This is a genomic window from Tenacibaculum ascidiaceicola (assembly GCF_047470925.1).
GTDB classification, from domain to species: Bacteria; Bacteroidota; Bacteroidia; order Flavobacteriales; family Flavobacteriaceae; genus Polaribacter; species Polaribacter discolor.
Genome location: NZ_JAZKJP010000004.1, coordinates 297,416 through 317,715, shown reverse-complemented (window position 1 = coordinate 317,715; position 20,300 = coordinate 297,416). Strand labels below are relative to the sequence as shown.

21 protein-coding genes and 2 tRNA genes are annotated in these 20,300 nt (G+C 30.1%); 9 read left to right on the top strand and 14 right to left on the bottom strand.

Going from position 1 to position 20,300, the window contains the following annotated elements; genetic code table 11:
* Window positions 1-25: 25 nt before the first annotated feature.
* Window positions 26-1,477, bottom strand: coding sequence for a S41 family peptidase (locus VBY68_RS03365; protein WP_415268879.1), 1,452 nt, complete (start codon window positions 1,475-1,477; stop codon window positions 26-28).
* Between the two features lie 79 nt (window positions 1,478-1,556).
* Window positions 1,557-2,339, bottom strand: a complete 783-nt coding sequence (locus VBY68_RS03360) for a carboxypeptidase-like regulatory domain-containing protein (protein WP_099214345.1) — start codon at window positions 2,337-2,339, stop codon at window positions 1,557-1,559.
* A gap of 222 nt (window positions 2,340-2,561) precedes the next feature.
* Between VBY68_RS03360 and VBY68_RS03355 the strand changes: the two genes are divergently transcribed.
* On the top strand, window positions 2,562-4,280 hold the full coding sequence (locus tag VBY68_RS03355; protein WP_415268878.1) for a thiol-activated cytolysin family protein: 1,719 nt from the start codon (window positions 2,562-2,564) through the stop codon (window positions 4,278-4,280).
* Window positions 4,281-4,410: 130 nt separating this feature from the next.
* On the opposite strand, the gene VBY68_RS03350 is transcribed toward VBY68_RS03355, so the two are convergent.
* Both VBY68_RS03350 and VBY68_RS03345 read right to left on the bottom strand, forming a co-directional pair.
* Window positions 4,411-4,493 (bottom strand) — tRNA-Leu (locus VBY68_RS03350).
* 37 nt (window positions 4,494-4,530) lie between these two features.
* Window positions 4,531-4,603, bottom strand: a tRNA-Lys gene (locus tag VBY68_RS03345).
* A gap of 107 nt (window positions 4,604-4,710) precedes the next feature.
* Here VBY68_RS03345 and VBY68_RS03340 point away from each other — a divergent pair.
* Entirely contained in the window at window positions 4,711-5,229 is a 519-nt protein-coding gene (locus VBY68_RS03340) for a shikimate kinase (RefSeq protein ID WP_273694483.1), read from the top strand.
* Here the strand turns inward: VBY68_RS03340 and VBY68_RS03335 are convergent.
* Together VBY68_RS03335 and VBY68_RS03330 are read right to left on the bottom strand one after the other, a co-directional pair.
* Window positions 5,221-5,724: a phosphoribosyltransferase family protein gene (locus VBY68_RS03335; protein ID WP_099214348.1), complete on the bottom strand. Its 504-nt coding sequence runs from the start codon at window positions 5,722-5,724 to the stop codon at window positions 5,221-5,223. The genes VBY68_RS03340 and VBY68_RS03335 overlap by 9 nt on opposite strands.
* A gap of 30 nt (window positions 5,725-5,754) precedes the next feature.
* A complete protein-coding gene (locus tag VBY68_RS03330; protein WP_099214349.1) occupies window positions 5,755-6,144 on the bottom strand; it encodes an RNA-binding S4 domain-containing protein in 390 nt (129 codons plus the stop codon).
* A gap of 79 nt (window positions 6,145-6,223) precedes the next feature.
* Between VBY68_RS03330 and VBY68_RS03325 the strand changes: the two genes are divergently transcribed.
* On the top strand, window positions 6,224-7,093 hold the full coding sequence (locus tag VBY68_RS03325; RefSeq protein WP_415268877.1) for an FKBP-type peptidyl-prolyl cis-trans isomerase: 870 nt from the start codon (window positions 6,224-6,226) through the stop codon (window positions 7,091-7,093).
* Between the two features lie 72 nt (window positions 7,094-7,165).
* On the opposite strand, the gene VBY68_RS03320 is transcribed toward VBY68_RS03325, so the two are convergent.
* The 5 genes from VBY68_RS03320 to smpB all read right to left on the bottom strand — a co-directional run bounded on the left by VBY68_RS03320 (window position 7,166) and on the right by smpB (window position 10,814).
* Window positions 7,166-7,777 carry a porin family protein gene (locus VBY68_RS03320; RefSeq protein ID WP_099214351.1) on the bottom strand — a complete coding sequence of 204 codons (612 nt, stop codon included), beginning with the start codon at window positions 7,775-7,777 and terminating at the stop codon, window positions 7,166-7,168.
* A gap of 109 nt (window positions 7,778-7,886) precedes the next feature.
* A complete protein-coding gene (locus VBY68_RS03315) occupies window positions 7,887-8,837 on the bottom strand; it encodes a transketolase family protein (RefSeq protein ID WP_415268876.1) in 951 nt (316 codons plus the stop codon).
* A 54-nt stretch (window positions 8,838-8,891) separates the two neighbouring features.
* Window positions 8,892-9,473 carry a Maf-like protein gene (locus VBY68_RS03310; RefSeq protein ID WP_415268875.1) on the bottom strand — a complete coding sequence of 194 codons (582 nt, stop codon included), beginning with the start codon at window positions 9,471-9,473 and terminating at the stop codon, window positions 8,892-8,894.
* The gene (locus VBY68_RS03305) at window positions 9,460-10,101 is read right to left on the bottom strand and encodes a UbiA prenyltransferase family protein (RefSeq protein ID WP_415268874.1); all 642 of its coding nucleotides are present in this window, start codon (window positions 10,099-10,101) and stop codon (window positions 9,460-9,462) included. Before VBY68_RS03305 ends, VBY68_RS03310 begins: the two co-directional genes overlap by 14 nt.
* 254 nt (window positions 10,102-10,355) lie before the next feature.
* Window positions 10,356-10,814, bottom strand: coding sequence for an SsrA-binding protein SmpB (gene smpB / locus VBY68_RS03300; RefSeq protein WP_415268873.1), 459 nt, complete (start codon window positions 10,812-10,814; stop codon window positions 10,356-10,358).
* A 122-nt stretch (window positions 10,815-10,936) separates the two neighbouring features.
* On the opposite strand from smpB, the gene VBY68_RS03295 reads away from it, so the two are divergent.
* A complete protein-coding gene (locus tag VBY68_RS03295) occupies window positions 10,937-11,572 on the top strand; it encodes an OmpW/AlkL family protein (protein WP_415268872.1) in 636 nt (211 codons plus the stop codon).
* 133 nt (window positions 11,573-11,705) lie between these two features.
* Entirely contained in the window at window positions 11,706-12,434 is a 729-nt protein-coding gene (locus tag VBY68_RS03290; RefSeq protein WP_415268871.1) for a DUF6503 family protein, read from the top strand.
* An 80-nt stretch (window positions 12,435-12,514) separates the two neighbouring features.
* Here the strand turns inward: VBY68_RS03290 and VBY68_RS03285 are convergent, their stop codons facing one another.
* Window positions 12,515-12,943: an Hsp20/alpha crystallin family protein gene (locus VBY68_RS03285; RefSeq protein ID WP_099214358.1), complete on the bottom strand. Its 429-nt coding sequence runs from the start codon at window positions 12,941-12,943 to the stop codon at window positions 12,515-12,517.
* Window positions 12,944-13,084: 141 nt separating this feature from the next.
* Window positions 13,085-15,688 (bottom strand): ATP-dependent chaperone ClpB, encoded by a 2,604-nt coding sequence (gene clpB / locus VBY68_RS03280; protein ID WP_121146874.1) that lies wholly within the window; start codon window positions 15,686-15,688, stop codon window positions 13,085-13,087.
* A gap of 155 nt (window positions 15,689-15,843) precedes the next feature.
* Between clpB and ytxJ the strand changes: the two genes are divergently transcribed.
* Both ytxJ and VBY68_RS03270 read left to right on the top strand, forming a co-directional pair.
* Complete coding sequence (ytxJ, locus tag VBY68_RS03275; protein WP_415268870.1) at window positions 15,844-16,236, top strand: bacillithiol system redox-active protein YtxJ; 393 nt, start codon at window positions 15,844-15,846, stop codon at window positions 16,234-16,236.
* A gap of 70 nt (window positions 16,237-16,306) precedes the next feature.
* Window positions 16,307-17,863, top strand: a complete 1,557-nt coding sequence (locus VBY68_RS03270) for a DEAD/DEAH box helicase (RefSeq protein WP_099214361.1) — start codon at window positions 16,307-16,309, stop codon at window positions 17,861-17,863.
* A 3-nt stretch (window positions 17,864-17,866) separates the two neighbouring features.
* On the opposite strand, the gene VBY68_RS03265 is transcribed toward VBY68_RS03270, so the two are convergent.
* A complete protein-coding gene (locus tag VBY68_RS03265) occupies window positions 17,867-18,424 on the bottom strand; it encodes a Crp/Fnr family transcriptional regulator (RefSeq protein ID WP_099214362.1) in 558 nt (185 codons plus the stop codon).
* A 91-nt stretch (window positions 18,425-18,515) separates the two neighbouring features.
* Between VBY68_RS03265 and VBY68_RS03260 the strand changes: the two genes are divergently transcribed.
* The gene (locus tag VBY68_RS03260; protein WP_415268869.1) at window positions 18,516-19,091 is read left to right on the top strand and encodes an HD domain-containing protein; all 576 of its coding nucleotides are present in this window, start codon (window positions 18,516-18,518) and stop codon (window positions 19,089-19,091) included.
* A gap of 9 nt (window positions 19,092-19,100) precedes the next feature.
* On the top strand, window positions 19,101-20,273 hold the full coding sequence (locus VBY68_RS03255) for an MFS transporter (RefSeq protein WP_415268868.1): 1,173 nt from the start codon (window positions 19,101-19,103) through the stop codon (window positions 20,271-20,273).
* The last annotated feature ends 27 nt before the right edge of the window (window positions 20,274-20,300 follow it).

Genomic DNA, 20,300 nt, shown 5'->3' with positions numbered 1-20,300 from the left:
TTTTGCTGCTTTTTCTTATATTATTTTATTTGTTAAAATAATGACTATCAACATACATTTCTTGTTCGAACTTATTTGTTGATATATTTGTTTTAATACGTTCAAAACTTTTTACTTCATACAATGATTTAGCAGAAACCCCTCTTATATCATCTAAAGCTGTTTTTAAGACTATTTCATTTTCGTCTCCAAAAGGTAAGATATTATCCCAATACTTCCATTCTTCAATTAAAATATTAGGTTCAAATCCATCACCATAATCATTTTGCCCTAGTTTATTGTATATCTGAAAAACAATAGGTTGCATAGCCATTTTATGAGTTGAGTTGGCTGCGTTTACATTAGTATAATCACTAGTAGGTGAGTCATATAATGTTATTGACCCTTCATTTTTACCTACTGTTTTAGTTCCTATTAACTTAACTTCAATAAAAGGGCGTAATCCATTTATAATCATTTCACTTGCTGATGCAGTACTACCAGAAGTTAAAACATATAGTTTGTTTATACCTGATAACCTATTTATAGCTTCTTCACTAGTCTTTTTTCCATCAGTTCCATAAACATTTAAAGTGTTATTAAAATAATAAGGCTCATTGTATTGAGCGTGTTTCTTGTTAAATTTTAATTCAGCAAATTTATCTTTGCCTGCTTCTTCATGTATCATACTAGCTAAATAAGCAGATGTTTCCACAGATCCTCCACCATTAATTCTTAAATCCAGTACTAGTTCTTGAATACCTGCAGACTTTAATTCAGCAAAAGCAGCATTTAATTCATCATTATAAGATGACCTAAAACCATTATAAAGTAAGTAACCAACCTTTTTACCATTAATATTATCAAAAACTTTAGTCAAATGTACTGGGTTATCAGATACGACAGCTTGTGTTATAGTTTTCTTTTCTTTAAGGGTTGTACCATCTTTTTCTGTGAAAGAAAATTCAGAAGTTTCTTGGTAATATCCGTTAAGTACAGTTTTATAATTACTAACGGTCATTACAGTCCCATTAATGGCGTTGATTATATCTCCTCTTTTAAATCCTGCCAAATCTGCAGGAGAACCTTTTGATACATGTTCTATATATATCACAACATAATCAGTAGTACCAACTTTTACAAGGCTAGGTCTAAAACCAAAAGTTTTTGAAGTTCCCTGAAATTGTTGTTGTTGTGCAACATAGTCTTCTATAAACCATGAAAAATCGTCATCCGCGTGTTTTAGACTTTCAAATAAAGAACTAGGAGTACTATAAGAGTTTAAGTAGGTGTAATAATCATTAATGTTATCATCTTTACTATCTGTTAAATTAGGAACTTCTTCTTGCCAATTATACCATGAATTCATTGCTTTCCACACAAAGTTGTTTACTTTGTTGTTTAGTGTGACATTTTCTGCAGGTTCAGCTATTTTATCATCCTTACTACAATTTAAAAAAAGCGTAAAAGCAAAAGATAGTAATATAATTTTTTTCATTATTTAATGTAATTATTTGTTAATCTATAAACAATATAACAGATAAAATATGAGTTACCCTACTTTTTTAACATAAAAATCAATTTTTATCAGGTATTCTATTTCTCTCTATTTTTCCTTTTTTTGTTGTTTTATAGTTTTCGTAACAATTCAAGACGGCTTCTATTAATTGTAAATCACTAGCTTTTTTTATAAAATATTCAGAGTAGTTACAATCAGACAATAGTTTGTTTAATTCAGCCCTATCCATTTCTAGGTATTCCATCATAACTTCACGATCAAATTTACCTGCTAGCATTTTTCGTAAATCATCTTCTTTTTTAAGCTTTTTTAGTTTTTTAAGCTGTTTAGGTTTTTTACCAAATAGGTTATATACTAAATCGACTGGATTTAATAGTTTAGCTATAGGAGAGGAGATTTTTTGAGGTCTTCCAACTTCATAAGTCTGAGGTAGTCCATTAATATGTATTCTTGTAAAGCGATCTTTTGGAACTTGTTTAACATCTACTTCTAGCACTCCTATAAGTTCAGTAGATTTAATAACAACTTCCTTTACTTCTTCTGGTTTTTCTTCTAAAGAGATAACAACCTCATTACCTTTTAAAAGATCATTTGTAATCTTCAGTTTTATTGAGGAGTACCCTAAATAAGAAACCAATACAGTATCATTTGCTTGTGCAACAAGGTCAAAAAGGCCTTTTTCATTTGTTATAGTACCTACAACACTGTTAAGGTTTAAGATATGAGCTGCACTTAAAGGTTTTTTAGACTCAGAGTCTATTATTTGCCCTTTTAGTTTGTTTTGTGCTTGAATAGATATACTAAATACTATTGCTACTAGAAATAATAATTGTTTTTGCATAAGGCGAAAATAAGAATAATAGGCTTTGTACTAGTTAATAATTTGTGAAATTAATTATTGTTTGGTTATGTGTGTTTTTTGATGATAATTAATAAATAAAAGCATAAATATATGTGTATAATAAAAAAAAAGAGACAAAAAAGTAGGGGAAACATATTTGAGATTGTTTAATTACTCCTCGAGGTCTTAATTAGTACAATGTTAAATTTAAAAAATAAATAAATGAAAAATCTAAAAATATTTGGATTAACCCTTTTTTCAATTATTTCATGTCAAAACGACGATCTATTACATAATTCTGAAATAAATTCTAGTAAAGAGCAAATAGCTCAATTTATAACGTCCGATACCCCCGATGGTATTCATAATTTGAAAATTAATGAACTGTATGACAACACTTCTTCTAAAGCTAAAGGAGTAGCTGTAGAAGAGAATTGTGTTGATAAAGAAGTGTCATTTACTCAAACAGATTCAGATTTTTTTATTCTGGATGCTAATAGTTCTTTATTATGGCCTGGTAATTTGGTGGCTGCAAGATCTATACAAGAAGGGGCTCCAGTTTCTATACCTATTTTTGGGGAAGATAGGAATCCTTTGGAGGTAAGAGTTAATGTGTTATCAGGAACATCTGCTTCTACTTCAAGAATAATTGAAGAACCAACACCAGGAAAAGTTCAAGACAATTTAAACTCTATTTTAAATGCTTATTATAAGAGTGAAGCTAACTTTCCTGCTAGTTTTGATATTAGTATTCAAAGAATTCATGATGAAAAGCAATTTCAATTATCTTTAAATGCAGGGTATTCTGGGCCTAGTGTAAATGTATCAGGTAGTTTTGGATTAGATTTCTCTACCCAGAAAACCAGGTATGCAGTTACTTTGAAACAACGCTTTTTTACAGCTTCAGTGTCTCCAAAAGAAGGTATTATAGGAAAGAATGGATGGTTGAATAATAATGTTTCTCCAGATAGATTAAAACCTTATGTTACTGATTATTTAGAGGTAAGTGAAGATCAACAAAACCCATCTTCATACATAGAATCAGTAACTTATGGAAAACTATATACGTTAATTTACGAATCTAGTAGTAGCGCTAAAGAAGTTGAAGCAGCACTGAATTTTGCTTATAAAGCAGTAGGAACAGAAGCAAATGCAGAATTAAAAGCAAGATATAAATCTATTTTTAGTGAGTCTACTGTTAAAGTAAAGCAATTAGGAGGAAATGCTACTTCTGGAATAGCATCATCTTTAGCAGCTATGGCTAATAATTTAGATAGAGTTGTTGATTTTCTGAAAGAAGGAGCAGAGGTGTCAGTTGATAATCCAGGATACCCGATTTCTTATAAAGTAAATTATACATACGATAATAAGCCTTTTAAAGTAAGCTCAAATTTAGAGTATATAATCAGAGAATGTGATTTAGCGTATTATGATAAGATAAGAGTAGACCCAACAAATGTGGCGTTATATGGAAGCGATCATGGAACTAGTGGAGGTGAGCTTTTTGGAAGATTTTATGTAGAAAAATATAATCAAGAATTAGGATCTTGGCATTCAGTAGGAGAGAAAATTTACTGGGGGTACGGAATTGAAGATCATATAGGTTTAGACTATTATAAATTTGGTAAAAAAAGAAGTGTAGCTGATGGAGAAGTAATAGACTTTATGGTAAAGGCAAAAGCAGGTGAACGCTTTAGAATAGTTTCTGTAGTAGGAGAGTGCGATTCTGGATGTTATGTTTATACAGATGGGGAAAAGGCTTATAATGAGTACGAGTATAACCTTAGTTCAAAGAAATGGGAAGATTATACAAGACACAATCCGTATGTAGATAATTATACAGTAGGAGATGGTTTTCATAATCAAACATGGAATGGCGTAAGAACTATAGTTCAAGGAGATACCTGTTATTTGGATTATAACACATATATTATAAACTAAATAATTAAGTATATGATTTAATGCAAGGAGGCTTTTTAGTCTCCTTGTTTTATTTATATATAAAATTGATATTATTGGAACTTTACAGAAGTAAAAAAGCACAATACAAGAAATGTATTGTGCTTTTTTGTGCACGTAACAGGAGTCGAACCTGCACTTCCGTTGGAAACAAGCCCCTCAAGCCTGCGCGTCTACCAATTCCGCCATACGTGCATAAACTAAAAAAGTTAAGCAAATGCTTAACTTTTTGTGACCGGGCTGGGGCTCGAACCCAGGACCCTCTCCTTAAAAGGGAGATGCTCTACCAACTGAGCTACCCGGTCATTGCTTCTTTGTGAAAGCGGTTGCAAATATACAACTGTTCTTTAAATCAAAAAAGCTTTTTTGTAATATTTTTTACTCATATTTGTAACTGCTTAATTACTAGTTTATGAAAATTGTATTATTAGGATATATGGCGAGCGGAAAATCGACAATTGGACGAATTTTAGCCGAAAAAAAGCAAATTTCATTTATAGATTTAGATGAATACATAGAAAAAAAGGAAAGAAAAACAGTTTCTGAGATTTTTGAACAGAAAGGAGAAATTTACTTTAGAAAACAAGAACATATATATTTAAAAGAACTTTTGGAAAAGGAAGGGAACTTTATACTGTCTTTAGGTGGAGGTACACCTTGTTATGCAGGAAATATGGATGTGTTATTAAGTTTCAACGATGTGAAATCGGTGTATTTAAAAACGAGCATAAATACCATTGTAGATAGATTGATAAACGAAAAAAGTAAACGTCCACTAGTTGCTCGCTTAAATAAAGAAGAGTTAGCAGAATTCGTTGCAAAACACCTATTTGAACGAAGTTATTTTTATAATCAAGCTAATTATAAAGTAACTGTAGATAATAAAACTGTTGATGAAGCTATAGAGGACTTACAATCTATATTAAGTTAAATAAGCAAATGTTTCATTACTCTTAAATTCAACGACTACATGCTCCTTAATAGAGGTTGATAAAGATATACCTTTAAAGTCTGCTTTAACAGGGTATTTTTTATGATTTCTGTTTACTAGCACAGCAGTTTTAAATCGTTTTAAAGGAACCTCTAAGAAATGTTTAACTCCGTATATTAAAGTGGTTCCTGAGTTTAAAACATCATCAACTAAAACTAATGCTTTATTTTGGTACTCTTCACTACTAATAGAGGTAGTGATTGGACTGATAGGTTTTTTCTTATCAATAGAAACTTTACATAATGTTACTTTTATAGGAGAAACTTGACTTAAAACAGTTGAAATTTTTTCTGCTAAAAAATATCCATTATCAGCAATACCAGCAATAATAATTTCTGTTTCGTTACTATTACTTTCATAGATTTGAAAGGCTATTCGACGAATTTTTTGTTCAACCTGAGTATTATTTAAGATGATATTGTTTACTTCAGTCATTTTATTAGCTAATTTTAACTTAATTTGGGATTACAAATTAACATCATTTTTATTAGAATCGTCATAATAATCGTCAATATCACGGCGATCTTTTTTTGTAGGACGTCCTGTTCCTTTTTTACGATAATAGTCCTTTGAGTATTTTAACAACTCAGTTTTTTCAAACTCTTCTTTTGGGGTTAAATCTTTTCTGTATAAATCAACCAATTTAGCCCCAACACGGTTGGGAGGGATGTCTATAACTTTTATTTTGTAATTTATTTGATTTTTACGGATGGTAATTTCTTCATTACCGAATATTTCTTTTGAAGGTTTAAGGTTAGTACCCTCTATTTTAATATGCCCTTTTTTACAAGCATCTGTGGCAATACTACGGGTTTTAAATAAGCGAATGCACCACAAATATTTGTCAATTCTCATATAAAAAGTTAATTTTTATCGTTTCGTTTTTTACAAAGGTATAAAAATGGTAAATTGCGCGTTAAAATTTCTGAATTAAATGATAAAATTTAAACATTTACTTTGTACTGCCATTGTAGGTACTCTTTTGTATGCTTGTGGAAGTGATAGCAACTCACCCGTTGATAATTTTGACCATGAGGCACAAGCTATAATTGATAATGACTCTTTGGTTGCATTTTTGAAGAACAACTATTATAATGAGGTTTTAGATTCAGTTAAACCTATTACCAATAATGAAACATCATTATTTGATGATGATAAGTTAGTGACTAAAGAAGTAACTGAAAATGATATTAATTATAAACTTTATTATTATGTAAATAGAGTAGGTACTCCAGATGAGGACAAAGGTTTTCCAACAGTAATGGACTCTGTTTATGCTAAATATAGAGGGCAGCGAATCGTTAGAAAAGACAGTTTAAGTCCAGATTTTGATAAAAACACTGCATGGTTTTCTTTAAACAATGTTATTAGAGGTTGGACTTATAGTTTTGTTCACTTTAAAGGAGGAAACAATGTAACAAATGATGGGCCTATTAATTATGAGAATGGAGGAAAAGGAATTTTGTTTATACCTTCTGGATTAGCTTATGCAAATAGAGGAACAACTACTATAGCTCCAAATTCTTTATTGATGTTTTATATCGAGTTGTGGGATTTGGTTCCAGATACTGATGACGATCAAGATGGGGTAGCTTCCATTAACGAAGATCCAGATGGTGATGGGAATCCTAGAAATGATGATACTGATAAGGATAATGTTCCAAATTATTTAGATACCGATGATGATGGTGATGGAGTTTTATCAAAAGATGAGGATAAAAATGGAGATGGAAATCCAGCAAACGACTTTAGCGATCCAAATAAACCTAATGTTCCTGATTATTTAAATAGAGATATTTTTTAGGTATAAAAAGTATAAATAAAAAAACCGAAGTTTTAAACTTCGGTTTTTTTATTCTTAAAACTTTAAGAGCTTTTAGAATCTATATGATAAACCTACAATAATTTGATTAACACGAGTATCAAAATTTACGTTTCCAACATTAGAGTCTACAAATTCAGCTTCAGTATCTGATAAAGCTCTTTCCCAACGTACATCTAATCCTAATTTACCAAGCTCAACACCAGCACCTAATTGTAATCCAACAGAAAAACCATCAGAATCTACTTGTTTAAGATCTTCAATATTAAAATCAGAATCTAAAATATACTGAAAAGAAGGTCCAGCAAAAACATGTCCTACCTTTAAAAAGTTGAATCCTAATAAAACAGGAATATCTATTTTTTGAATTTCATAGGTGGTAGTTTTGGCAGTAAAACCAGAAGGCTCATAAGAAACTTCGTTGCTTAATTGCGTATATACCAATTCAGGTCTAATATATAAACCTGTAGCAGGTAATTTTATACGTAACCAACCACCGGCATGAAAACCTGTTTTACTTTTAGCTCCATTAAAGACGTCGTCTTTTACATCAGAAAAAGAATCAGAGTTGTAGTTGATACCACCTTTTATACCTCCTTGGATTTGGCTTTGCACTAATTGAGAGCCTCCTATTAGAAGGCATAAGATAAAAATTGCTTTTTTCATTGTTATTAATTTACACTGTTAAATTGGGTTAAATATTTACTTTTTTATAAAAAAATACATCACTTTAAACTTAAAAAGTGATGTATTTATTGTTTGAGTGCTTATATTCTTATTTTCTAGAAATAACTTTTTCAACTGCTTTTACTATAGCTTCATCATTTAAACCATATTTTTTCATTAATTGATCTGGAGTAGCAGATTCTCCAAAACTATCATTTACAGCAACAAATTCTTGTGGAGTAGGTGCATTAGTAGCTAAACAGCGAGCAACACTTTCTCCTAAGCCTCCATATTTATTATGTTCTTCAGCAGTAACTATACATCCTGTTTTAGCAACAGATTTTAAAATAGCTTCTTCATCTAATGGCTTGATTGTATGAATATTTATTACTTCTGCAGAAATACCTTTAGCGTCTAATTGCTCAGCAGCTTGTAAGGCTTCCCAAACTAAATGACCAGTAGCAACAATAGTAACATCGTTACCTTCGGTAAGCTGAATAGCTTTTCCTATTTCAAAAGGTTGTTCGGTCATAAATACCGGTACTTTTGGACGCCCAAAACGTAAATATACAGGACCTTCATGTTCTGCAATTGCTAAAGTTGCAGCTTTAGTTTGACTATAATCACAAGTATTTATTACAGTCATTCCTGGCAACATTTTCATTAATCCAATATCTTCTAAAATTTGGTGTGTTGCTCCGTCTTCACCTAAAGTTAAGCCAGCGTGAGAAGCACAAATTTTTACGTTTTTATCAGAATAAGCAACTGATTGACGAATTTGGTCATAAACTCTACCAGTTGAAAAGTTAGCAAATGTACCTGTAAAAGGAATTTTCCCTCCAATTGTTAATCCAGCAGCAATTCCTATCATGTTTGCTTCAGCAATTCCTACTTGATAAAAACGCTCAGGGTGGTTTTTGGCAAATTCATTCATTTTTAATGAACCAGTTAAATCTGCACATAAAGCTACAACATTAGGGTTCTTTTGTCCTAATTCAGTTAAACCATCACCAAACCCAGAACGGGTATCTTTTTTTTCAGTATAAGTATATTTTTTCATCAGTTTGTGTTGTGTAAATACGCGTCAAAAATAATCTTTTATATAGATGTAAAGCTACAATTTTGATAATTCTTTGTAAAGTTTATGAACAGGAAATCCCATGACATTAAAATAACTCCCTTCAATTTTAGTAATTCCTATTTTACCTATCCATTCTTGTATACCATAGGCTCCAGCTTTATCAAAAGGTTTATAAGTGTTTATATAGTAGTCAATTTCTTCGTCCGATAATTCCCTAAAATTAACAAAGGTAGTATCATTCACCGTTTTTCGAAATGATTTACTAGTAATACATATAGAAGTAATAACCTCATGTTTGTTATTAGATATCTCTTTAAGCATTTGAAATGCTTCTTTATAGTTTTTAGGTTTTCCTAAAGCTCTTTTGTTTATCCATACTATAGTATCAGACGTTATTAACAACTCGTTTTCTTTTAACTCTTTTTTGAAGGGAGTAGCTTTTAAATCAGCTAAAAAATCAGTTATTTCCGAATGTTTTAGTTCTTTAGGGTAGATTTCTTCCACTTCCTTTGTTTTAATAGAAAAAGGAATGTCTAAACTTTTTATTAATTCTTGTCTTCTAGGTGAATTTGAAGCAAGAATAATGGAGTATTTTGATAGTTTAGTTGATAACATATTTTATATAATAACCTATGGTAGGAACACTTAAGAGGGCTAAAAGGAAATTAATGTAACTAATTTTATGCAAAGCATTATAGTCTTTAGCTTCAGAAGCTAGCATTAATCGGTAAATAAAGTATAACTCAGGAATTGTTCCTAGTAACATAATTGTTGAGAAAATGAACTTGTTTTTAATAAAAGCAATTGCTATTGAAAATACAAATAAGCAACCTATTATAGAGAGCATTAAAGCAATATTTTTTGCCCTTTTTCGTCCTAATAAAACAGGAAGGGTATTTTGTTTATTTAAATTATCTTGATTTACGTTAATAATATCAATAATTATTTCAACTACAATATTACTCAAAAAAGAAATGGTTACATAACCAATAGTTATTAGTTGAAGATCGTAAAATAACTCCCATTGCTCTATCGATAAATTAAGAGGAAAATCAAACCACCAAAGAGTAAGTAGTGCAAAAGGTTTTAAAAAAGATGTAACAATGTTACTAAAAAAAGTTTTTTGAGTGTTGTTTTTAGAATATAGGTATACAACAATAGGACAAGCTATAAATATAAGTCCGTACCAAGCTTTATTTACTTTTATTGATAGATATAGCCCCACTATAATACCTACTAACATTAAGTAAATAGATAGTTTTTTTACTCTTTGTAAAGGGAGTCTAGTTTTTTTTTGCGTATTTCTAAAGAAAAAACTTGTTAAGTAGCCTGATGCTAATAAAAAAGCACTGGAAATTGATAGTAGCCCTAAATCAAGAAAAGAAAGAGTCGTTTTAAAGCCATAACCGTGTAAAAATGAGAACTTAAATAAGAATAGGATAAAAATAAAGTATATAATTTTTTTCCACTTTATAATATTTAAAAAAGTATCATTCATTAATTATAAGCCTTTTTAATTCGGGCTAAATCACGTTTATTATCACGATCTTTAATATTTTGTCTTTTATCATGGGTTTTCTTTCCTTTAGCAAGAGCAATATCTAGTTTTGCCCAACCATTCTCATTAATAAATAAGCGTAATGGAACAATTGTACTACCTTTAGCTTCAACTTCTTTTTCTAGTTTTTTCAATTCACGTTTATTTAATAATAAACGACGCTCACTTTTAGGTTTGTGGTTATAATGGTTTCCAAAAGCATATTCTTCAATATACATGTTTACCACAAAAAGCTCTCCTTTGTCATTGAATTCACAAAAACTTTCAGTAATTCTAGCCTTACTTTGTCTTATAGATTTAATTTCAGTACCAGTAAGTTGAATTCCTGCTGTGTATTTATCTATTATCTCGTATTCGAAACGAGCTTTTTTATTCTGTATGTTGATCTTTTTTTGCATAAAATAGAACACAAATATAACTATAATTTTAAGTTGTTAAATAAAATTATTAAGCTATGATTTAAGTCATGTTTTATGGGAGGAGCGGAATGTAATTTTGCTTAAAATTTAAACTTATAATCATGAAAAAAATAATATTAAGTATTGTATTAGGAACATTATTTTTTAGTAATGTAAATGCTCAGGAAACTACTAAGACAAATGATTTTAAAAAATGGCAAGCGCGCTTTAGGTGGGTAAGTGTTTTACCTAATGAATCAGCAACAATTGGTACTATTGGAGGAGATGTTGAAATAGGTAAAAGTTTTATCCCTGAACTTGATTTTGCGTACTATTTTACTGAAAATATTGCAGCTGAATTAATTTTAGGTACAGCAAACCATGATGTAAAAGCAGTAAATACAGCTTTAGGAAACGTTAATTTAGGAGATGTATGGTTATTACCTCCAACATTAACACTACAATATCATTTTAATATAAGTGACTTTAAACCTTATGTGGGAGCTGGTGTTAATTATACTATTTTTTATAATGCTGATCCAGGAGCAGTAGTAGATGTAGATTATGAAAATGGTTTTGGGTATGCACTACAATTAGGTTTTGACTATGATTTAGATGATACTTGGTTTTTAAACATAGATGCTAAGTATATTGGATTAAGTACTGATGTTTCTGTTAATGCAGGTATAGCAACAGTACCAGCAGAAGTAGATATTAATCCTTTACTTATTGGTTTTGGTGTAGGTATGAGGTTTTAATCAATAAATTATAATCCCCTTTTTTAGAGCTACGTAATTGTAGCTCTATTTTTTTGTGTAAAACTTAACAATTAAAATTAATGAATACGTGTAAATTTGTTAGCTAATAAACGATGAATACAAACAAAATTATATGCGACATTTATACATTTTTCTGCTATTATTAATGGTTTCGTGTAAACCAAAATTTACTGCTCAAGAAATAATTGATAAGTCAATAGAACATTCTAAGTTGAATGAAATAGAGAATGCTACTATATCTTTTAATTTTAGAAAAAATCACTACGAAGCGACTAGAGATAAAGGGACTTTTAAACTAGTTAGAGTTATAAAAAATGATTCCGTAACAATAAAGGATATATTGTCAAATGATGCTTTTGAACGATTTGTGAGCGATAGTTTAATAGAGTTATCTAAAAAAGATGAAAATCGTTATAGTAACTCCGTAAATTCAGTTCATTATTTTTCAGTTTTACCCATTGGATTAAATGACAAATCTGTTCAAAAAAAGCTACTTGAAGACGTTACTATTAAAGGAAAACAATATCATAAAATTAGAGTTACTTTTACAGAAGAGGGTGGAGGAGAAGATTTTGATGATGTATTTATCTATTGGTTTGCTAAAGATAACTTTCAATTGGATTATTTAGCGTACAAATACCATACAAATGGAGGAGGAGTACGTTTTAGAGATGTGAAAGAAGAAAAAATAGTGAAAGGAATTCGTTTTGTAGACTATAATAATTACAAGCCTTTAGATAAAGATATTGATTTTTACACTATTGATAAATTATACGAAGAAGGTAAATTGAAAAAATTATCTGAAATCGTTTTAGAAGATATACAAGTAGATACTTTTTAGTAACGAAAAGCTATAGAAAACCGAGTGACTTTTTAAGAACACTCGGTTTTTTAATTTAAAAAAGATATTATAAAATTAATTTATTCAACCGTAATTAGTTTTGCAGGTTTAGGTTTTGCGGTTTCTAATTTTGGAATATTAATTTTTAGCTCGCCATTTTTATAGGTAGCTTTAATCTTTTCACTATCAACAATACCTTTAGGTAGTGTAAAACTTCTTCTAAACGACATATAGCTATATTCTTTTCGTGTATAGTTGTCGTTCGTATCTTCTTTATTCTCTTTTCTTTCTGATGAAATAGTTAGAATATCATTTTCAAGGTTTACTTGAAAATCCTCCTTATTCATACCAGGAGCAGCTACATCAACTGTAAACTCGTTTTCATTTTCTTTAATGTTTACAGCTGGTAATGTAGTGTTTGTGTCCGAGAAATTTGAAGTAGACCAGTCTCTAAAAAAATCATTAAAGACATTTGGTAATGCTGGAAAATCAGTGCTCTTTAATAACATAACTTTACATTTATTTAGTTAAACATTAATTTTAATAATTATAGCTCAAAAAAAATACCAATTAAAAAAAGTGACATTTTTTCATTGTTTTAAATAAAAAAATGTCACTTTATGTATTGATTTATAGTTGTTTACATAGGGTTAATTCTCCACTAAATCAGATTGATTTCTAAAGACTAATTTATCATCAAAAGCATCTAGTAAAATAATACTATCTGTAGTTATTCTTCCTGATAATATTTCTTTAGATAATTGATTTAAAACCTCTTTTTGAATTACACGTTTTACAGGACGCGCACCAAATTCGGGTTGATACCCTTTTATTGCTAAGTAAGCAATAGCTTCATCAGTAGCATCAAAAGTTATGTTTTGTTTTGCAATCATCTTTTTAACACTAGTCAATTGTAATTTTACAATTTCTTTAATGTTATCTTCAGATAAAGGAGTGAACATAATAATATCATCAATCCTATTTAAAAATTCAGGTCTTACGGATTGTTTTAATAACCCTAAAACTTCTGTTTTTGCTAAGTCCATAGTTGTATGAATGTCTCCTTTCATATTATCAAACTTCTCTTGAATAATATGGCTTCCCATATTAGAGGTCATAATAATAATAGTATTCTTAAAATCAGCAGCACGCCCTTTATTATCAGTTAATCTACCTTCGTCTAATACTTGTAGTAAGATATTAAAAGTATCAGGATGCGCTTTTTCAATCTCATCTAACAATACAACCGAATACGGTTTTCTCCTAACAGCTTCAGTTAATTGCCCACCTTCATCATAACCAACATACCCAGGAGGTGCTCCAACTAATCTACTTACCGAATGACGTTCTTGGTATTCACTCATGTCAATACGAGTCATAGCATTTTCATCATCAAATAAATATTCAGCAAGTGCTTTTGCTAACTCAGTTTTACCAACTCCTGTTGTACCTAGGAATAAGAAAGAACCAATAGGTTTGTTAGGATTTTGTAATCCTGATCTTGAACGACGTACAGCATCAGAAACCGCTTCGATTGCTTCTTCTTGACCAACTACACGTTTGTGTAACTCATCTTCTAATTGTAATAGCTTTTCACGTTCTGACTGTAACATTTTAGTAACAGGAACTCCAGTCCATTTAGCTACAACTTCAGCAATATCATCATAAGTAACTTCTTCTTTAATTAAAGAGTTTTCTTGTTGACTAGCTAAAACTTCTTGTTTTTTGTCAAGTTCTTCTTGAGCATCTTTAATCTTACCATAACGCAATTCAGCTACTTTACCATAATCACCATTACGTTCAGCTTTTTCAGCTTCAAGTTTATAGTTTTCAATATCAGTTTTTAAGTTCTGAATGGAATCTACAACACTTTTTTCTGATTGCCACTTAGCATTAATTTCATTACGTTCTTCCTTTAAATTAGCTAAATCAGCATTTAAAGATTTTAATTTAGTTTCATCATTTTCACGTTTAATCGCTTCAATTTCAATTTCTAATTGCATTACTTTACGATCTAGTACATCTAATTCTTCTGGTTTCGAATTGATTTCCATACGTAATTTAGAAGCTGCTTCATCCATTAAATCAATCGCCTTATCTGGTAAAAAACGATTAGTAATGTAACGTTGAGACAATTCTACAGCACCAATAATAGCATCATCTTTAATACGAACTTTGTGGTGTGCTTCATATTTATCTTTAATACCACGTAAAATAGAAATAGCACTCTCTGTATCTGGTTCGTCTACCATTACTTTTTGAAAACGACGCTCTAAGGCTTTATCTTTTTCAAAATACTTTTGGTATTCGTCCAGTGTTGTAGCTCCAATAGCTCTTAGCTCTCCACGAGCTAAAGCTGGTTTTAAAATATTAGCAGCATCCATTGCTCCTTGACCACCACCAGCACCAACTAGGGTGTGAATTTCGTCAATAAACAATACAATATCTCCTTCAGATTTTGTAACTTCTTTTACTACAGACTTTAAGCGTTCTTCAAACTCTCCTTTATATTTAGCTCCAGCAATTAAAGCTCCCATATCTAAAGAGAAAATTTGTTTTTCCTTTAAGTTTTCAGGAACATCACCTCGAATAATTCGGTGTGCTAAACCTTCAGCAATTGCTGTTTTACCTGTACCCGGTTCACCAACTAGAATAGGGTTATTTTTAGTTCTACGAGATAAAATTTGTAATAAACGTCTAATCTCCTCATCACGACCAATTACTGGGTCTAATTTTCCGTCTTGTGCTAACTGGTTTAAGTTTTTAGCATATTTGTTTAAAGAGTTGTATGTTTCTTCGGCACTTTGTGATGTTACGCGATTTCCTTTACGTAACTCTTCAATAGCTGCTTTTAAACTTTTTTCAGTAACACCTTGGTCTTTTAATACTTGTGCTATTTGACTTTTAGATTTAAAAATAGCTAAGATTAAATGTTCAATAGATACGTACTCATCGTTCATTTTTTTTGCGATGATAGCCGCTTCGTTTAGTGTTTTATTAGCTTCACGAGAAAGCATTAAATCGGCACCAGTAACTTTAGAAAAACTTTCTAATTGTTTATCTAATACCTGCTGTATAACATCAACATTAATGTTAAGTTTCTTTAAAATGAAAGGAAGTACATTTTCATCGACTAAAAATAAAGCTTTGAAAATGTGTTCATTTTCTATAAGGTTGTTACCATAACTTTGCGCTAATTGTTGCGCTTGCTGTATGGTTTCTTGTGATTTTATTGTATAATTGTTAAAATTCATATCGTTTTTATTTTTTCTCTATAAAAGTCAAATTCAGTACCAATTGATTTTTTTAGTAAAAAAGAGACATTTTGTCTTTAAAAATAAGTTTTTTATGACTTTTTGACTGGTATATAAATAGTTAAGAGTAATTATGTTATTAAAGTAAGGATTTTATGGGAGTATTAAGTACTATTTTAGGAAGAAAAAACAGAAATAAAAATGAGGAAGAATCGTTTATCAATTGGATTCCTTTAACATCGTTAGATCAAATAAAGGAGATAAAAGAACTATCTAAAAATGAACCCGTAGCTATTTTTAAACATTCAACAAGATGTGGTATAAGTAGTATGGTAATTAAACGTTTTGTAAATAGTTTTGATGAAGAGTTAAAAGATTTTAAAGTGTACTATCTTGACTTACTTAGTTATAGAGATATTTCTAATGAAATAGGATACACTTTCCAAGTTTTACATCAATCTCCTCAACTGTTGGTAGTTAAAAAAGGAGAAGTAATTTCACATGCTTCTCATTATGATATTGCTCATATAAATTTGAAGAATTTTTAAAAAAGATGCCATTTTTAATGGGATTTCCTTAAATACCTCGTATTTTTGCATATTTCAAAATTATAGAGATTTGAGTAACGAAACAGCAACTTCACAACCAAAGAAAGGAAAAAATCTATACGATTATCAAAAAGAAGCATTGCACAAAATTTTCAAAAGTTTTGAGAATGCCCCCGAAAATTACCATTTACTTTATCAACTACCTACAGGAGGAGGAAAGACAGTTATTTTCTCTGAAATTACACGTCAATACTTAAAACATTATCAAAAGAAAGTTTTGATAATGACGCACCGAATAGAATTGTGTAAACAAACAGCAAAAATGCTTAAAGAGTTTGGTGTTGTAAATAAAATTATAGACAGTAAAGCAAGTTTGGATGACCAAGATGAGTTTGATTGCTTTGTGGCTATGGTTGAGACATTAAACAATCGTTTAAATGACGATATGTTAGATATTTCAGATGTTGGTTTAGTAATTATTGATGAGGCCCATTATAACTCATTTACTAAACTATTTAAGTTTTTTGATAAATCTTTTATACTAGGTGTAACAGCAACTCCTTTAAGTTCAAATATTAAACTTCCTATGAAGGACAATTATGATGAACTTATTGATGGAGAAAGTATTGGATCTTTAATTCAAAATGAATATTTAGCAAAAGCTAACATCTATTCTTACAATGTAGGATTAACTTCATTAGAAGTAGGAGCGAATGGTGATTATACCGTAAAATCATCAGAAGATTTATATACTAATACTGATATGCTTTCTAAGCTCTTACAAGCTTATGAAGAACGAGCAAAAGGAACTAAAACCTTAATTTTTAACAATGGTATTAATACATCATTACATGTATATGATACTTTTAAAAGAGCAGGGTACCCAATTGCACATTTAGACAATACGAACACTAAGAAAGAACGTGACTTTATCTTAAAGTGGTTCCATAAAACTCCTAATGCAATTATAACTTCGGTAAGTATCTTAACAACGGGGTTTGATGAACCATCTGTACAGTCAATTATTCTAAATAGAGCAACAAAATCGTTAACACTATACTACCAGATGATTGGTCGTGGTTCTCGTATTTTACCAGGGAAATCTGAGTTTAATGTAATTGACTTAGGTAATAACTTCCATCGTTTTGGACCTTGGGGAGCAGATTTAGATTGGCAAAAAATGTTTAGAGCACCAAACTTCTATTTAGATAATTTATTATCTGATGAAGAAATAGAAAGTGACTTTAAATATGAGCTACCTGCAGATGTAAAAGCTGAGTTTGCAAATTCTGAAGATTTATACTTTGATGTTAAAAAAGTATACAGAGATACCATACAAGGAGGAGAGTCTTCAAAAAGAGTATTAGAAAAATCAATAGAGCACCATGCTAAAATGTGTGTTGAAAACAGTGAAGATGTTTTTGATGCGTTAATCTTAGCTAAAAAGTTAGGAGGGGATATTGATGATAGAATTTTTAGGTACTCTAAATGTATTTCAAAAAGTACACATAATTTTATTGACTGGTTGCAAGATGACTATCGTAAAAAACTAAATAGTTATTTACGTAGTAATTTCGATGAAGTGTATGAGCAAATTCATGGTCATCCACCACCAGAAGAAGAATAAAACTTAAGATATATTTTTTAAAGCTCTATTAAGACTTCGAACAGTTATCCCCAAATAATTGGAGATATCATTCTTAGTGAATATATTTTCAAAGTTTGGACACAACTCTTTAAGCCTTATAAGATTAGCTTCGATAGAATAGGATTGCTGAAATGAATGTCTTGGAGCTTTAAATCCAATTTTATTAGCCATAGATTTGATAACGAGTCTGTTAAAAATAGGGTCGTTATCAAGTAATGTGGTATAATGTATATGAGATATTCTATATACCTCCACATAATCGATAGCTTCAATAGAACAGTAACTTAAATTTCCAGAGAAAATTTCCAATTCTCCAAACTCCATACCTTCACTTAAAAATTCTTGAATAAAATCTTTTCCATTTTCATCAGATAGGTAACATTTGGTAATTCCTTTTTTGATAACATATAAATGATGGTATCTTTTGTTTTGTTGTAAAATAATACTTTTAGGAGGGTGCTTTTCTTTTTGAAAAAAATCAGGATGTCTTTCATTTATTTTTTCAACGTATTCTAAAAAATCAATATCAGTTCTAATCATTTTCAGGGTTGGGACAAATGTCCTTTTTTAAAATTCTTATTCTAAAGTTCTTTGCAAGGTAAAATTATATAATAAAATAGAATTGTAACTAATGAAGAATAGTTTATTGCAGCAAATTCAGTTTATCAAAGAAATAGACAAGTTAAAATACATCCAAAGAAAAACCAAGCTATTTGATAGTGATAGGTGTGAAAATGATGCCGAACATAGTTGGCATTTGGCTATAATGACTTTGGTATTAGCAGAACACAGCAATACAGAAATAGACATTTTAAAAGTTTTAAAAATGGTGTTGATTCATGATATAGTTGAAATCGACTCAGGAGATGTTTTTATTTTTGATACTTCAAAAGAACATAAAAACACCAAAGAAGAATTAAAAGCAGCGAAAAGAATTTTTGGTATACTTCCTGAAAATCAAGCACAGGAACTTATAAACCTATGGTTGGAATTTGAAGAAGGGATTACTAACGAAGCACAGTTTGCAAAAGCGATGGATCGTTTTGAGCCTATTTTACAAAATACTTCTAATAAAGGAGGTACTTGGAGAGAATTTATGGTTCCTAAAGAAAAGGTAATAGATAAAACAAAGAGTATCTCTAGAGGGTCTGAAACAATATGGGATTATTCTCAAAATGAAATAGAATCAATATTTAATAAGTTTTAAATCGGAGGAATGAAAGTTTTACAAGCAACTCACCAAAGTATTTATACTACTCAATTTTTATTAATTTGTTTAAGCTCCTTATTTTTTTCTGCAAGTTATAATATGTTAATTCCAGAGCTACCAAGCTACTTAACAGGCTTAGGAGGAGCTGAATATAAAGGACTTATAATTGCATTGTTTACTTTAACTGCTGGATTATCAAGACCTTTTAGTGGTAAGTTAACTGATACTATAGGAAGAAAACCTGTATTAATTATTGGAGCTTTGGTTTGTGTAATAACAGGTATGTTTTATCCAATTTTAACTAGTGTTTCAGGATTCTTGTTTTTACGGTTATTACATGGCTTTTCTACAGGTTTTAGTCCTACAGCGATTGCTACTTATGTTTCTGATATTATTCCTTCTAACAGGTTAGGGGAGGCAATGGGAGTTCAAGGTTTATGCTTTAGTACAGGTTTGGCTTTAGGACCAGCTTTAGGTAGTTATGTAAAGCTATTGACAAATTACAATGTATTGTTTTATAGTTCTTCTATAATGGCATTACTATCAATAGTATTGGTTTTTAAAGTACAAGAAACCTTACAAACAAAGCAAGCTTTTATGCTAAAAACACTTTTAATTTCTAAATCTGATGTTTTGGCGAAAGAGGCATTACTACCAGCCATGATTACTTTTGTTTCGTATTTAGGGTTTGGAGTAATACTTACGTTAATACCTGATTGGAGTGACCATTTAGGTATTATTAATAAAGGAACTTTTTTTATAGCATTTACTATAGCATCAGTTTTAGTAAGAATTATAGCAGGGAAAGTTTCGGATGTTTATGGGAGAAAATTTGTAATCATTATAGGGTTACTAATTTTAACATTAGCTTTAATTCTGTTAGGTAAATTTGAAAGTATTAATGGATTATTAGTTTCAGCAATATTATATGGAGTGGCTATGGGAATTTTATCACCTACCGTTAATGCTTGGACCATTGATTTAAGTAAACCATCAACTAAAGGAAAGTCTATTGCTACTATGTATATTGCTTTAGAGGCAAGCATTGGTTTAGGAGCTCTTTTTTCTGGATGGTATTATAGTAACAATATAGCAAACATTCCTGTTATTTTTTATACTTGTTCATACATAGTTGGTATGGGGTTTCTTTTTATGATATATATTAAAAAACCTCGCTAATTTTAGCGAGGTTTTAAATAGAATATA

Bases quoted from the DNA above. Each gene is read 5' to 3' on its own strand.
- VBY68_RS03260 (WP_415268869.1), top strand. From the start codon at position 18,516: ATGAAGAATAGTTTATTGCAGCAAATTCAGTTTATCAAAGAAATAGAC.
- VBY68_RS03315 (WP_415268876.1), bottom strand. From the start codon at position 8,837: ATGAAAAAATATACTTATACTGAAAAAAAAGATACCCGTTCTGGGTTT.
- VBY68_RS03365 (WP_415268879.1), bottom strand. From the start codon at position 1,477: ATGAAAAAAATTATATTACTATCTTTTGCTTTTACGCTTTTTTTAAAT.
- VBY68_RS03295 (WP_415268872.1), top strand. From the start codon at position 10,937: ATGAAAAAAATAATATTAAGTATTGTATTAGGAACATTATTTTTTAGT.
- VBY68_RS03355 (WP_415268878.1), top strand. From the start codon at position 2,562: ATGAAAAATCTAAAAATATTTGGATTAACCCTTTTTTCAATTATTTCA.
- ytxJ (WP_415268870.1), top strand. From the start codon at position 15,844: ATGGGAGTATTAAGTACTATTTTAGGAAGAAAAAACAGAAATAAAAAT.
- VBY68_RS03360 (WP_099214345.1), bottom strand. From the start codon at position 2,339: ATGCAAAAACAATTATTATTTCTAGTAGCAATAGTATTTAGTATATCT.
- VBY68_RS03320 (WP_099214351.1), bottom strand. From the start codon at position 7,777: ATGAAAAAAGCAATTTTTATCTTATGCCTTCTAATAGGAGGCTCTCAA.
- VBY68_RS03285 (WP_099214358.1), bottom strand. From the start codon at position 12,943: ATGTTATTAAAGAGCACTGATTTTCCAGCATTACCAAATGTCTTTAAT.
- VBY68_RS03305 (WP_415268874.1), bottom strand. From the start codon at position 10,101: ATGTTAGTAGGTATTATAGTGGGGCTATATCTATCAATAAAAGTAAAT.
- VBY68_RS03340 (WP_273694483.1), top strand. From the start codon at position 4,711: ATGAAAATTGTATTATTAGGATATATGGCGAGCGGAAAATCGACAATT.
- smpB (WP_415268873.1), bottom strand. From the start codon at position 10,814: ATGCAAAAAAAGATCAACATACAGAATAAAAAAGCTCGTTTCGAATAC.
- VBY68_RS03255 (WP_415268868.1), top strand. From the start codon at position 19,101: ATGAAAGTTTTACAAGCAACTCACCAAAGTATTTATACTACTCAATTT.
- VBY68_RS03325 (WP_415268877.1), top strand. From the start codon at position 6,224: ATGATAAAATTTAAACATTTACTTTGTACTGCCATTGTAGGTACTCTT.
- VBY68_RS03335 (WP_099214348.1), bottom strand. From the start codon at position 5,724: ATGACTGAAGTAAACAATATCATCTTAAATAATACTCAGGTTGAACAA.
- VBY68_RS03330 (WP_099214349.1), bottom strand. From the start codon at position 6,144: ATGAGAATTGACAAATATTTGTGGTGCATTCGCTTATTTAAAACCCGT.
- clpB (WP_121146874.1), bottom strand. From the start codon at position 15,688: ATGAATTTTAACAATTATACAATAAAATCACAAGAAACCATACAGCAA.
- VBY68_RS03290 (WP_415268871.1), top strand. From the start codon at position 11,706: ATGCGACATTTATACATTTTTCTGCTATTATTAATGGTTTCGTGTAAA.
- VBY68_RS03310 (WP_415268875.1), bottom strand. From the start codon at position 9,473: ATGTTATCAACTAAACTATCAAAATACTCCATTATTCTTGCTTCAAAT.
- VBY68_RS03265 (WP_099214362.1), bottom strand. From the start codon at position 18,424: ATGATTAGAACTGATATTGATTTTTTAGAATACGTTGAAAAAATAAAT.